The sequence below is a fragment of the Xinfangfangia pollutisoli genome, assembly GCF_020179405.1.
Lineage (GTDB): Bacteria > Pseudomonadota > Alphaproteobacteria > Rhodobacterales > Rhodobacteraceae > Pseudogemmobacter > Pseudogemmobacter pollutisoli.
In genome coordinates, this window is sequence record NZ_JAICBZ010000043.1 from 1 (window position 1) to 13549 (window position 13549).

The 13549-nt window shown below is 67.1% G+C and carries 9 protein-coding genes; 7 read left to right on the forward strand and 2 right to left on the reverse strand.

Annotated elements, in window-relative coordinates; all coding sequences use genetic code 11:
- From K1Y73_RS13180 to K1Y73_RS13210, 7 genes are all read left to right on the forward strand, one after another.
- Nucleotides 1-655, forward strand: a 655-nt coding sequence (locus K1Y73_RS13180; RefSeq protein WP_225028765.1) for a LysR substrate-binding domain-containing protein, incomplete at its 5' end; no start/stop codon positions are given.
- 133 nt (nt 656-788) lie between these two features.
- Entirely contained in the window at nt 789-2729 is a 1941-nt protein-coding gene (locus K1Y73_RS13185) for an extracellular solute-binding protein (RefSeq protein ID WP_225028766.1), read from the forward strand.
- 34 nt (nt 2730-2763) lie between these two features.
- Nucleotides 2764-3903 carry a microcin C ABC transporter permease YejB gene (locus tag K1Y73_RS13190; protein ID WP_225028767.1) on the forward strand — a complete coding sequence of 380 codons (1140 nt, stop codon included), beginning with the start codon at nt 2764-2766 and terminating at the stop codon, nt 3901-3903.
- A complete protein-coding gene (locus tag K1Y73_RS13195; protein ID WP_225028768.1) occupies nt 3903-5012 on the forward strand; it encodes an ABC transporter permease in 1110 nt (369 codons plus the stop codon). The genes K1Y73_RS13190 and K1Y73_RS13195 overlap by 1 nt, the downstream gene beginning before the upstream one ends.
- On the forward strand, nt 5009-6724 hold the full coding sequence (locus K1Y73_RS13200; protein ID WP_225028769.1) for an ABC transporter ATP-binding protein: 1716 nt from the start codon (nt 5009-5011) through the stop codon (nt 6722-6724). The genes K1Y73_RS13195 and K1Y73_RS13200 overlap by 4 nt, the downstream gene beginning before the upstream one ends.
- Nucleotides 6721-7950, forward strand: coding sequence for a glycosyltransferase family 4 protein (locus K1Y73_RS13205; RefSeq protein ID WP_225028770.1), 1230 nt, complete (start codon nt 6721-6723; stop codon nt 7948-7950). Before K1Y73_RS13200 ends, K1Y73_RS13205 begins: the two co-directional genes overlap by 4 nt.
- 183 nt (nt 7951-8133) lie before the next feature.
- Complete coding sequence (locus tag K1Y73_RS13210) at nt 8134-8883, forward strand: DNA helicase (RefSeq protein ID WP_225028771.1); 750 nt, start codon at nt 8134-8136, stop codon at nt 8881-8883.
- A gap of 66 nt (nt 8884-8949) precedes the next feature.
- Here the strand turns inward: K1Y73_RS13210 and K1Y73_RS13215 are convergent, their stop codons facing one another.
- Both K1Y73_RS13215 and K1Y73_RS13220 read right to left on the reverse strand, forming a co-directional pair.
- The gene (locus tag K1Y73_RS13215) at nt 8950-12111 is read right to left on the reverse strand and encodes a DNA translocase FtsK (RefSeq protein ID WP_225028772.1); all 3162 of its coding nucleotides are present in this window, start codon (nt 12109-12111) and stop codon (nt 8950-8952) included.
- Nucleotides 12112-12123: 12 nt separating this feature from the next.
- Nucleotides 12124-13302, reverse strand: a complete 1179-nt coding sequence (locus K1Y73_RS13220; RefSeq protein WP_225028773.1) for an aminotransferase class I/II-fold pyridoxal phosphate-dependent enzyme — start codon at nt 13300-13302, stop codon at nt 12124-12126.
- Nucleotides 13303-13549 lie beyond the last annotated feature (247 nt).

Below are 13549 nucleotides of genomic sequence, written 5' to 3' on the forward strand. Positions count from 1 at the left end.
CGCGGCGGTGCCGGTGCAGGCGCTGCTGGCGCCGCAGGCCGAGGCGCCGGTGATCCGGCTGTCGGCCGGCACCGCCACGGCGCGGTTTCTGGCCGACCGTTTCGCGCGGCTCAGCCGGCCGGGCGACGGGTTCCGGCTGAATTTCGTCACCACCGAGGCGGTCTTGGACATCGCCCATCGCGAGATCGATCTGGGCATCCGCAACCGGCCGGCCGAGGGCGGCAATCTGGCCTCGCGCCCGCTGGGGCAATTGCGGTTCGCGCCCTATCGCAGCTGGGCGGTGCCGCGGCCCGAACTGCTGGACTGGGTGGCGATGGACCCCGCCCAGGCCCGCCATCCGGCCGCGCATTGGGTGCTGCGGCAGGGCGGGCCGGTGCGGGCCTTTGCCGGGCAGGTCGCGACGCTGCATGATCTGGTCCGGTCCGGCGCGGGCATTGCGGTCATGCCCTGCGTGATCGGCGACAGCGATCCGGCGCTGGTGCGGGCGGGGCCGCTGATCGAGGAGCTGACCGAATGGCAGCATCTGGTCATGCATGCCGATGACCGCCATCTGCCGCCGCAGCGCCGGCTGATCGAGCGGCTGGTGGCGCTGTATCGCGACAATGCCGAATTGCTGGCCGGCGCGCGGCCGCTGCGCGGTGCGGGCGACGAGTAAGGCGTGCCGGCGGGGCGAAGATCGGGCGAATCGGGCCTGCGGGACACGTCCCCCTCACGCATTCGCGCCTTTCCCATCGACATTGGCCGCACTAGCATTCCAGACTGGCAGAAGGCATTCGGCGGAGGGATTGATGGCGAAGTCGGCGCGGGCACTGGCCTTGGCGGATCGGAATGGGCGGGGGGCGCAGGGCTGGGCGCAGGGCTGGGCCCTGACCGGCGGGCTTCTGGCGGGGGCGGTGCTGCTGGTGGCGGCCGGCATGGCGCGGGCCGAGGATCAGAAGATCATCACCGCGCATGGGATTTCCACCTTCGGCGATCTGGCGCTGCCTGCGGATTTCACCCATCTGCCCTATGTGAACCCCGATGCGCCCAAGGGCGGCGAGATCAGCGAATGGTCTCCGGGCACGTTCGACAGCTTCAACCCCTATGCGATCGCCGGCAATGCGGCCGCCCTGTCGTCGATCTTCTACGAATCCATCCTGTCCAGCCCCGCCGATGATGTCAGCGCCGCCTATTGCCTGCTGTGCGAGACGATGGAATACCCCGAGGATCGCAGCTGGGTGATCTTCAACCTGCGCAAGGACGTGACCTTCTCGGACGGCTCGCCCCTGACGGCGGAAGATGTGCTGTTCAGCCATAACCTGTTCATGGAAAAGGGCATCCCGGAATATCGCAGCGTCGCGGGGGGGATGTTCGAGAAGGTCGAGGTGCTGGATCCCTACCGGATCAAGTTCACCTTCACCCCCGGCACCCCCTTCCGCGACATGCCCGCGCAGGCCGGCAGCGGGCCGATCTTCTCGAAGAAGGATTACGAAGAGCATAACCGCGATCTGGAGAAGGCCAGCCTTCAGCCCTTCCTTGGCTCTGGCCCCTATGTGCTGGACAGCATGCGCCCGGGCCAGCAGGTGGTCTTCGCCCGCAACCCGAATTATTGGGGCGAGAAGCATCCGCTGAATGTGGGGCAGAACAATTTCGACCGCATCCGGGTGGAGTATTTCGCCGATGACAATGCGGCTTTCGAGGCGTTCAAGGCCGGCGTCTACACATTCCGCACCGAAACACTGCCCAAGCGCTGGGCGCAGGAATTCGATTTCCCGGCGGTGACTTCGGGCGCGGTGGTGAAGGAAACCATTGCCATGGGCAATATTGCCGGCGGGGAATCCATCATCTTCAACCTGCGCCGCCCGCAGTTCCAGGACCCGAAGGTGCGCGAGGCGCTGGGGCTGATGTTCAACTTCGAATGGACCAACAAGTCGATCTTCTACGGGCTGTTCAGCCGGGTGAACTCGATCTGGGAAAACTCGGACATGGCGGCGACCGGCACGCCCACGCCGGAAGAGATCGCCATCCTGAAACCCCTTGTGGATGAAGGACTTCTGCCGGAAAGCATCCTGACGGACGAGGTGCCGATGGGCTCGGTCTCAAGCCCCGACCGGGCGCTGGACCGCCGCAACATGCGGCGCGCTTCGGCGCTTCTGGACGAGGCGGGCTGGGTCGCCGGGGCCGACGGGATCCGCCGCAACGCGGCCGGGCAGCCCTTGCGCATGGACATGATCCATACAAGGGCCGATCTGCTGCCGGTGATGCTGGCCTATGTCGAAAACCTGAAGGCGATCGGCGTGCAGGCCAGTTTCGAGCTGATCGACGATGCGCAGCTGCAGGAACGCGCAAGCCCGCCCAGCTTCGATTTCGACGCGCTGCCCACCGTGGTGGTCAATGGCGGGCTGGAGCCGGGGGGCGTGCTGAAACAGGCCTGGGATTCGGTGGCCAAGGACAATTCCAGCCGCAACCGGATGGGCTATGCCGATCCGGCGGTGGACAAGATCCTCGACATGGTTGAAGGCGCCTCAAGCCGGGACGAGCTGACCAATGTCATCCGCGCGCTGGACCGGGTGCTGCGGTCGCAATTCGTGGTCGTGCCGCGCTATTTCAAGCGCGACAGCTGGGTGGCCTATTACAACATGTATGAGCATCCGGAAAACCTGCCCCCCTATGCGGTGGGCGAGCTTGCCTTCTGGTGGTACAACCCCGAAAAGGCCAAGGCTTTGACGGGCAGCGGCGCGCTGAAATGATGGCGTTGTGACGTAACGGGGGGCAGACCGAACCTTGGGCGCCTATATTCTTCGACGGCTTCTGCTGGTGATCCCGACGCTGATCGGGATCATGGTCATCAACTTCGCCCTGACCCAATTCGTGCCCGGCGGGCCGATCGACCAGGTGCGCGCCCGGTTCGAAGGCGGCGGCGATGCGCTGGACGCGGTGGGTGGCACCTCGGGCGGCGGGGTGCAGGAGGAAGGCTATAACGGCGCGCGCGGCCTGCCGCCCGAGTTTCTGGCCAAGCTGAAGGTCCAGTTCGGCTTTTCCCGCATCGTCTGCGCCGAGGGCTTCATGGGCACGCCCAGCCTGCGCGCGCCGGAATGCCATGAAGAACCGATCCCGGCGCTGGAGCGGTTCTTCATCATGATGGGCAAATTCCTGGTCTTCGATTTCGGCGACAGCTATTTCCAGGGCAAAAGCGTGGTGGCGCTGATCCTGGACAAGATGCCGGTCTCGATCACGCTGGGCCTGTGGTCGACGCTGATCGCCTATCTGGTCTCGATTCCGCTGGGCATCCGCAAGGCCATGCATGACGGCTCGCGCTTCGACACCTGGACCTCGGGCATCATCATCGCGGCCTATGCGATCCCGTCCTTTCTGTTCGCGATCCTCTTGATGGTGGTCTTTGCCGGCGGCAGCTATTTCCAATGGTTCCCGCTGCGGGGCCTGACCTCGCCCAATTGGGACAGCCTCAGCCCCCTGGGCAAGGTGCTGGATTACCTGTGGCATATCGTGCTGCCGGTCACGGCCCAGCTGATTTCCAGCTTTGCCACGCTGACGCTGCTGACCAAGAACAGCTTTCTGGACGAGATCCGCAAGCAATATGTCATGACCGCGCGCGCCAAGGGGCTGACCGAAAACCGGGTTCTCTACGGCCATGTGTTCCGCAATGCGATGCTTCTGGTGATCTCGGGCTTTCCGGCGCTGTTTCTGGCGGTGTTCTTCGGCTCGTCGCTGCTGATCGAGGTGATCTTCTCGCTGGACGGGTTGGGGCAGCTTTCCTACCGGGCGCTGCTGGACCGCGACTATCCGATCATCTTCGGCACGCTTTACGCCTTCGGCCTGATCGGGCTGGTGATGGGGATCCTGTCGGATCTGATGTATGTGCTGGTCGATCCGCGCATTGATTTTGAAAAACGGGCCGGCTGATGGCGCTTTCTCCGCTGAACCAGCGCCGCTGGCGCAATTTCAAGGCCAATCGCCGCGCCACCTGGTCGCTGGTGATCTTCTGCATCCTTTACGGCCTGTCGCTGGGGGCCGAGTTGCTGGCCAATGACAAGCCGCTGCTGGTGAAATATCAGGGCGGCTATTACACGCCCTTCCTGCAGTTCTATTCCGAACAGACCTTCGGCGGCGACCTGCGGACCGAGGCGAATTATACCACGCCCGAGGTGCAATGCCTGATCGTGGCCGGCGGGTCGGAAAGCTGCTGGGACGATCCCGAGGCGATCCTGACCGAGGCGGAAAGCAAGGGCACCGCCCTGGGCGAACCCGTGCAGCCGGGCTGGATGGTCTGGGCGCCGATCCCCTACAGCTACAACACCATCGTCAACACCGGCGGCGTGGCGCCGGGGCCGATCACCGCGCAGAACTGGCTGGGCACCGACGACACCTCGCGCGATGTGCTGGCGCGGGTGATCTACGGCTTCCGTCTGTCGGTCAGCTTCGCGCTGGTGGTGACGGTGCTGACCTCGATCATCGGCATCGCCGCGGGGGCGGTGCAGGGCTATTTCGGCGGCATGGTAGATCTGGTGATGCAGCGCGTGATCGAGATCTGGGGATCGACCCCGCAGCTTTACGTGATCATCATCCTGACCGCGATCCTGTCGAAATCGGTCTGGCTGCTGATCGTCTTGATGGTGGCCTTCGGCTGGACCGGGCTTGTGGGCGTGGTCAGGGCCGAATTCCTGCGGGCGCGCAATTTCGAATATGTCCGCGCGGCCCGGGCGCTGGGCGTGTCGGACTGGCAGATCATGTTCCGCCACATGCTGCCCAATGCCATGGTGGCGACGCTGACCTTTCTGCCCTTCATCGTGACGGGCGTGATCGGATCGCTGGCGGCGCTGGACTATCTGGGCTTCGGCCTGCCCGCCGACGCGCCATCCTTGGGGCAATTGTCGCGCCAGGCGCAGGGCAATCTGCAATCGCCGCATCTGGCCTTCACCGCCTTTTTCACCTTTGCGATCATGCTGACGCTGCTGATCTTCATCTTCGAAGGCGTCCGCGATGCCTTTGACCCGCGGAAGACCTTTCGATGAGCCTGCTTGACGTCCGCGACCTGCGGATTTCCTTCACCCAGGACGGCCGCGTGATCCAGGCGGTGAAGGGCGTGTCCTTCACCCTGGAAAAGGGCGAGACGCTGGCTCTGGTGGGCGAAAGCGGTTCTGGCAAATCGGTGACGGCGCTGGCGACGGTGCGGCTTCTGGCCGACAATGCGCAGGTCTCGGGCCAGGTGATGTGGCAGGGCCAGGATCTGGCCCAGGCCAGCGAAAAGGCGCTGCGCGGGGTGCGCGGCAACGAGATCAGCTTCATCTTCCAAGAGCCGATGACCTCGCTGAACCCGTTGCATGTCATCGGCAAGCAGATCGCCGAGACCTTGGAACTGCATCAGGGCCTGACCGGGGCGGCCGCGGCGGCGCGGGCGCTGGAACTGCTGGAGAAGGTCGGCATCCGCGATGCGGCCAGCCGGCTGAGCGCCTATCCGCATGAATTGTCGGGCGGACAGCGCCAGCGGGTGATGATCGCCATGGCGCTGGCGAACAAGCCGAAGCTTTTGATCGCCGATGAACCCACCACCGCGCTGGACGTGACGATCCAGGCGCAGATCCTGGATCTGCTGGCCGAGTTGAAGCGCAGCGAAGGGCTGAGCCTGCTGTTCATCACCCATGATCTGAACATCGTGCGCCGCATCGCCGACCGGGTCTGCGTGATGCAGGGCGGCGAGATCGTGGAAACCGGCCCGGCGGCGCAGGTCTTTGCCGCACCCCAGCACCCCTATACGCGCAAGCTTCTGGCGGCCGAGGCGGTGGGCCGTCCGGGCCCGGTTGCGGCGGATGCGCCCGAAGTGGTCAGCGCCCGGGATCTGCGGGTCTGGTTTCCGATCACCAAGGGCCTGCTGAAACGGACCGTGGGCCATGTGAAGGCGGTGAATGCGGCGACCCTGTCGGTGCGCGCGGGCGAGACGCTGGGCGTCGTGGGCGAAAGCGGCTCGGGCAAGACCACGCTCGCGCTGGCCCTGATGCGGCTGATCCCCTCGCAGGGGCGGATCCTGTTCTTCGGGCGCGACATCACCCGGCTGGATCAGGCGCCGCAGGGCATGGGCGGCCTGGCCGAGGCCGATACAGCCGGCGATGTCGCCGTGGCCGGGCTGGAGGCGCTGTTGCGCGCCCGCGGCCGCAAGGCGATGCGGGCCCTGCGGCGGCATATGCAGATCGTCTTCCAGGACCCTTACGGCAGCCTGTCGCCGCGGATGACAGCCGAACAGATCATTGCCGAAGGCCTGGGCGTGCATGGGGTGGAACCCGGCCGCGACCGGCGGCAGATGGTGGCCGAGATCATGGCCGAGGTAGGGCTGGACCCCGCCATGATGGGCCGCTATCCGCACGAATTCTCGGGCGGGCAGCGCCAGCGCATCGCCATTGCCCGCGCGATGATCCTGCGCCCGAAACTCGTGGTGCTGGACGAGCCGACCTCGGCGCTGGACATGACGGTCCAGGTGCAGATCGTCGATCTTCTGCGCGGGCTGCAGGCGAAATGGGGCCTGGCCTATATCTTCATCAGCCACGATCTGCGCGTGGTGCGGGCGATGTCGCATAAGGTGATGGTGATGAAGGCCGGCGATGTGATCGAGGCGGGCGAGACCGAGGCGATCTTCGCCGCGCCGCAGACCGACTATACCCGCGCGCTGATGGCGGCCGCCTTCGGCAAGGCGCAGGTCGCGCCCGAGCCGGCAGTGACCGCGCCGGCATGAAGATCCTGTTCGTCCATCAGAACTTCCCCGGCCAGTTCCTGCATCTGGCGCCCGAACTGATCCGCCGTGGCCATGATTGCCGGGCCCTGACCGATGCGGGCAATCCGCGCACCACCCCGGTGCCGACCTGGCGCTACAAGCATGCGGCCGATCCGGCCGATCCGGCGGCCACGCGGCTGGGGCGCAATTACACCACCATGTCGGATCGCGGCGTGACCGTGGCCCGCGCCTGCCAGCAGCTGCGCGAGCGCGAGGGCTATGTGCCCGACGTGATCTTCGGCCATTCCGGCTGGGGCGAGACGCTGTTTTTGAAAGAGGTCTGGCCCGAGGCGAAACTGCTGGTCTATGCCGAATTCTACTACAAGGGCCGCGGTGCCGATGTGGGCTTCGACCCGGAATTCAACCCGCCCAGCTTCGATCAGGTGATGATCGCGCAAGGCCGCACCGCGCATCTGGGCCAGGCCTTGGCCCATGCCGATCGCGGTCTGTCGCCGACCTTCTGGCAGGCCTCGACCTATCCGCCGCCCTTGCGGGCGATGATCGACGTGATCTTCGACGGGGTGGATACCGAGATCCTGCGCCCCGATCCCCTGGCCGAGCTGACCCTGCCGGGCGGGCAGGTGCTGCGCGCGGGCGACGAGGTTCTGACCTTCGTCAACCGCAATCTGGAACCCTATCGCGGCTATCACATCTTCCTGCGCGCGCTGCCGCAGGTTCTGGCGGCGCGGCCCGGGGCGCAGGTGGTGATCGTCGGCGGCGACGAGGTCAGCTATGGCGCGGCGCCGAAGGATGCCAAGGGCTGGAAAGAGATTTTCCTGAACGAGGTCCGCGACCGGCTGGACCCGTCGCGGGTGCATTTCCTGGGCAAGGTGCCCTATGCCGATTTCGTGCGGCTGATGCAGATCTCGCGCGTGCATGCCTATCTGACCTATCCGTTCGTCCTGTCCTGGTCGATGGTCGAGGCGATGGCGGCGGGATGCCTGGTCGTCGGCTCGAAAACCGCGCCGGTGGAAGAGCTGATCCGCGACGGGCAGAACGGGCTGCTGGTCGATTTCTTCGATGTGGCGCGCTGGTCCCAGGTGCTGACCGACTGCCTGGCCGATCCCGACCGGCACGAGGCGATGCGCGCCAATGCCCGCCAGACGGTGCAGGCGCGCTATGATCTGAAATCGGTCTGCCTGCCCAGGCTGGTGGCGCTGGTCGAAAGCCTGGGCCCGGCGGGTTAGGCCGCGGCCGGGCGGCTTGCCCCGCGGCAGGGGGCGTGGCACAGTGGCGGCAGGCTTGGCCCGCGCCTCCCCCCTCCGACCGGGAAGCACGATCTTGCAGGGCGTCTTCGCGATCACATGCCTGCCCCGGCGGGGCTGCCGCAGAACGGAGGGAATGCGCCGGCCACCGCCCGAGTGAGGGACATGGCAGATTTCCTGAACCTATCCGCGCCGATACCCCGGCTGAAATTCCGCGCGCGCCGGCTGGCCCGGGCCGAGGGCATTGCGCTGCATCAGGCGCTTGACCGCATCGCCCGCGCCGAGGGCTTTGCCAGCTGGAGCCTGCTTGCCGCCCGCGCGGCAAGGGCCGAACGATCCGCGCCAGGGGCCGCGCTTTCGCCCGCACAGCTTCTGGCGCAGATGCAGCCCGGAGAACTGGTTCTGCTGGCGGCAAGGCCGGGGCAGGGCAAGACCCGGCTGGGCCTCGCTTTGCTGGCCGAAGCCCTGCGCGCCGGGCGGCCGGGCGCCTTCTTCACCCTGGAATATGCCGAGCCCGCGGCCTGGGACCGGCTGCGCGCCTTTGGCCTAAGCGTCGAAGACCGCGAGGCGGGCCGGCTGATCCTTGAGACATCCGAAGACATCGCCGCCGGCTGGATCGCCGCGCGGCTGGCCGGCATTGCACCGGGCGCGCTGGTGCTGGTCGATTACCTGCAACTCTTGGACCAGCGCCGCGACAAGCCGCCTTTGGCCGAGCAACTGGCAGTGCTGGCGGGTTTTGCCCGGCAAAGCGGCGCCGTGGTGGCGCTGATTTCGCAGGTCGACCGCGTCTATGATCCGGCGCGGCAAAGCCTGCCCGGCCCCGCCGATCTGCGCCTGCCCAATCCGGTGGACCTGTCGCTGGTCAGCCGGTTCTGCTTTCTGCAGGGCGGCGCCTGCGCGCTGGTTGCGGCCTGAAACAGGCTGGAATGAAAAAGGGCGGGCCCGGCGGCCCGCCCCATTCCGAATGCCCCTGACCCGGGCCTAATGCGCTTCGGGCACCAGGATCTCGCGCTTGCCGACATGGTTCGCGGCGGTGACCACGCCCTCTTCCTCCATCTGCTCGACCAGGCGCGCGGCCTTGTTATAGCCGATGCCCAGCTTGCGCTGGATGTAGGAGGTCGAGCATTTCCGGTCCTTGGCCACGATCGCCACCGCCTGGTCATACAGCGCATCGTCGCCGCCTTCGCCGGTGGACAGGCCCAGGACCATGTCGATCGAATCCGCCTTGTCTTCATCCGGGCCCTCGACCACGCCCGACATATAGGTCGGCGGGCCGAAGGATTTCAGGTGGTTCACGATTTCCTCGACCTCTTCGTCGGACACGAAGGGGCCGTGAATCCGGGTGATGCGCTGGCCATTGCCCATATACAGCATGTCGCCCTGACCCAGCAGCTGCTCGGCCCCCTGTTCGCCCAGGATGGTGCGGCTGTCGATCTTCGAGGTGACCTGGAACGAGATCCGGGTGGGGAAGTTCGCCTTGATCGTGCCGGTGATCACGTCGACCGAAGGCCGCTGCGTCGCCATGATCAGGTGGATGCCGCTTGCCCGCGCCATCTGCGCCAGGCGCTGGATGCAGGCTTCGATTTCCTTGCCCGCGACCATCATCAGATCGGCCATCTCGTCGACGATGACGACGATATAGGGGAAGGCGACGGGGGCGTATTCTTCCGTCTCGAAGACCGGATCGCCGGTTTCCTCGTCAAAGCCGGTCTGGATGGTGCGCTTGAACATCTCGCCCTTGGCCAGCGCCTCGCGCACGCGGCCATTATAGCCCTCGATGTTGCGCACGCCCATCTTGGACATCTTGCGATAGCGTTCCTCCATCTCGCCCACCACCCATTTCAGGGCGACGACGGCCTTTTTCGGGTCGGTGACGACGGGGGAGAGGAGGTGCGGGATGCCGTCATAGACGGAGAGTTCGAGCATCTTGGGGTCGATCATGATCAGCCGGCATTCTTCCGGCGTCAGCTTGTAGAGAAGCGACAGGATCATCGTATTGATGGCAACGGATTTGCCCGAGCCGGTGGTCCCGGCGATCAGCAGGTGGGGCATCTTGGCCAGGTTGGCCACGATCGGATCGCCGCCGATATCCTTGCCCAGCGCCAAAGGCAGGCGCATGTTCGTATCGCCAAAGTCGCGGGCGGCCAGGATTTCCTTCAAGACCACCTTCTCGCGCGTGGCGTTCGGCAGTTCGATCCCGATGACCGAGCGGCCCGGCACGGTGGACACCCGCGCCGACAGGGCCGACATGGACCGCGCGATGTCATCGGCCAGGCCGATCACGCGGCTGGCCTTCAGGCCCGGCGCCGGTTCCAGCTCGTACATGGTGACGACCGGGCCGGGGCGGACCGAGACGATCTCGCCCTTCACGCCGTAATCGTCCAGCACGGATTCCAGCATGCGGGCGTTTTCTTCCAGCGCCTCGTCCGACAATTGGCTGCGCTGGATGGTGACCGGATTGGCCAACAGCGACAGCGGCGGCAGTTCGTATTCCGGGGTCGGATCGTCGAAGCGCAGCCGCGGCTGGGCCTCGGCCATGGCGCGGGCCGAGGGGGCAGGGGCCTTTTTCACCACCGGCTGCACGATGGCGCGGCGGTCGGGAACCGGGATCTGGGGCAGGGGCGACAGGGCCGCGGCATAGCCGTCTTCCTCGGCCTCATCCACCTGCCAATCGCTGTCCAGCCCCTCGTCCCATTCCGGCGCTTCGGCCAGGAACATATTCTCGGCCGGGACGTGATCGGGGGCATAGGCGGGGGTTTGAACCGGGGCGAAGGCGCGGGCCTGCGGCTGCAACTGCGGCTCGGCCTGCAGCGGCAGGTGCGGCGCGGTCACCGGCGGTTCGGCCAGGCGCTGGGGGGCCCGCGCGGCGGGCGGCAGGCTGCCGGGGCGCGGATCGGCGACCAGCGGCGCGGGGCCGCGCAGGGCGGCGGCGCTGCGCATCACCGGCGGCTCGGCGCGGCGGGCGGCGATGGCGGCCTGCAGCGGCGTCAGCCCGGCGGCAACGGCGGCGCCCGGCACATGGCGCGCGCGGGCGCGGATCGCATCCGAGATCCGGGCGCGGATCCGTTCATCCTGCGGCGCATCGGTCTCGCCCAGGGCCTGCGGCAGGATCGGCTCGATCAGCTCGGGCTGCGGCTCGACCACGCGGCGCATCCGCGCCAGGAAGCCCAGCTTCTCTTTCGGCAGATCCTCGACCGGCTCGAAATGCCGCGGCTCGGCGCGCAGCGTCGCGGGGGCGTTCCAGCCGGTGCCGGCGCCCAGGGGTTCCGGCGCCAGAGGCGTCGCCTCGAAAGCCGGGCCCGAGCGGCGGATCACCCCGCGCCCGACGCCGGGGGTGATCGCCGGCTGCACCGGCACGGCATGGGCTTCGGACAGCATCGTCTCGTCATAGCCATATTGCGCGGCGGCACTCTCGCGCCGGGCCTCGCGCCGGTCGGCCAGCGCCTGGGCCCCGGCCCGCGCGCCATGCACCGCGCCGCGCATCGCGCTATGGGCGCCGCGGCCCATCAACTGCGCCAGCGCGTTATAGCCCAGGATCGAGCCGGTGATCAGCGCCCGGCGGATCGCGACCAGCTCCGCCCGGTCAAAGCCGGTCACGAACAGCATCATTGCGATCGCGGCAGCGAAGGTCAGCAGGGACAGCGCCCGCAGCGCCAGCCCGGGCCCGAAGGGCAGAATGTTCAAAAGCGCGCCGGCGACCGTATCGCCGAACAGCCCGCCCAGCCCGAACGCATGCGGCCAGCTGGAGGGCGCGGCCAGGGTCGCGGCATAGGTCGCGGCCAGGGCGACGGCGATCACCGCAAAGACGGTGCGCGCCAGCACCCGCTCAGAGCCGCGATGCAGCGTGTAGCGCAGGCCCCAGGCCAGGAAGATCAGCGGAATGGCCCAGGCGCCGCGCCCGATCAGGATCACCAGCGTCGAGGCGACCGAGGCGCCGAACCGCCCCAGCATGTTCTTCGCCGGCTCGTCCGTCGCCACCATCCAGCCCGGGTCATCCGAGGAATAGCTGCCCAGCAGCAGCGCGAACAGCAGCGCCACCCCGATCAGCGCCAGGCCAAGAAGCTCGCGTCCGCGGCGTTCCAGCATCGCCTGGGTGCCCTGATCCAGAAGCGGGTCGCGCTGCCGTACCTGATAGGATGCCATTCTTGCCTGTCCTCAATCGTAAAGGCAGTCGCGAAGCTGGATCAGCCCGCGCTGCGTTTCTTGCCTGGGCGCCACAAGGGCGACCCGGATATACCCTTTGCCGGGGTTCTGGCCCCCGGCATCGCGCGACAGATAGGCGCCGGGCAGAACCCGCACCCCGGTGTCGCGCCACAGTTTCAGCGCCGCCGCCTCGCCATCCTCGACCGGCAGCCACAGGAAGAAGCCGCCCTCGGGCAGCTGAAAGCCCTGCAGCCCGGCAAAGACCTGGGCCGCATCGGCGAATTTCTCTTGATACAGCGCGCGCGAGGCGGCGACATGCGCCTCGTCGCGCCAGCAGGCCTCGGCCACGTTCTGCAGGGGCAGGGGCAGGGGGGCGCCGGCAAAGGCGCGCAGCTGGCGGATGCGCTGCATGGATTGAGGGCCCGCCGCCACGAAGCCGGACCGCAGCCCGGGCAGGTTCGACCGCTTGGACAGCGAATGGAAGACCGCGACCCGCTCGGGATCGGCGCCGGTGGCCTGGGCCACCTGCAACAGGCCGGGCGGCGGGGCGCTGCGCCAGATCTCGGAATAGCATTCATCGGCGAAGATGCGGAAATCGTGCTTCTCCGCCAAAGCCAGCAGATCGGCCAGATAGTCGGCCGAGGCGACGGCGCCCTGCGGGTTCGAGGGCGAGCAGATGAAGGCCACCGCCGCGCGGTCCAGCACGTCACGCGGCAGGCTGGCATAATCGGGCAGAAAGCCGGTGGCGGCGGTCGCGGGCACATAGACCGGCTCGGCGCCCAGCGTCAGCGCGGCCACGGCATAGACCTGATAGAACGGGTTCGGGATCAGCACGACCGGCCGCTGGCCGGCCTTCTGTTCGGGGCACAGCGCCAGCGTGGCGTTGTACAGCCCCTCGCGGGTGCCGTTCAGCACCATCAGCCGCTCGGCCGCGACCTGAACACCATAGCGCCGCCCGATCCAGCCCGAGATCGCCTCCAGCAGCGCGGGCGTGCCGTCATTCGGCGGATAGACCCCGAAGCCCGCCAGACTGTCGGCCAGGATCGGCCCGACGAAATCGGGCATCGCATGACGCGGCTCGCCAATCGTCATGGCAAGCGAGGGGCCGCCCGGTTCATGCGCGTCCAGAAGCTTCCGCAGCCGCGGAAACGCATAATCCGGCAGGTTCGAGAACCGCTCAGGAAAAACCATATCTGCCTCAGGTCCGGGATCGTGCGTCCCGATTGCCGGGAAGGATAGCGCCCGCGCCGCGGGTGGTCCAGAATTTCCTGAGCCTCGCCCAAGGCTTGGCTTGGGTTTCTGTGGCTTTTTTGCCCGGGCACCCCGCCTGTTGCCGGCCTGCGCCTCCGGCGGGGATATTTGGGCAGAGAGGAAGGCCCGAGACTTTGCCTTGCGGCCTTCCTCTCTGGAAAAATATCCTGGGGTCCGGGGCAAAGCC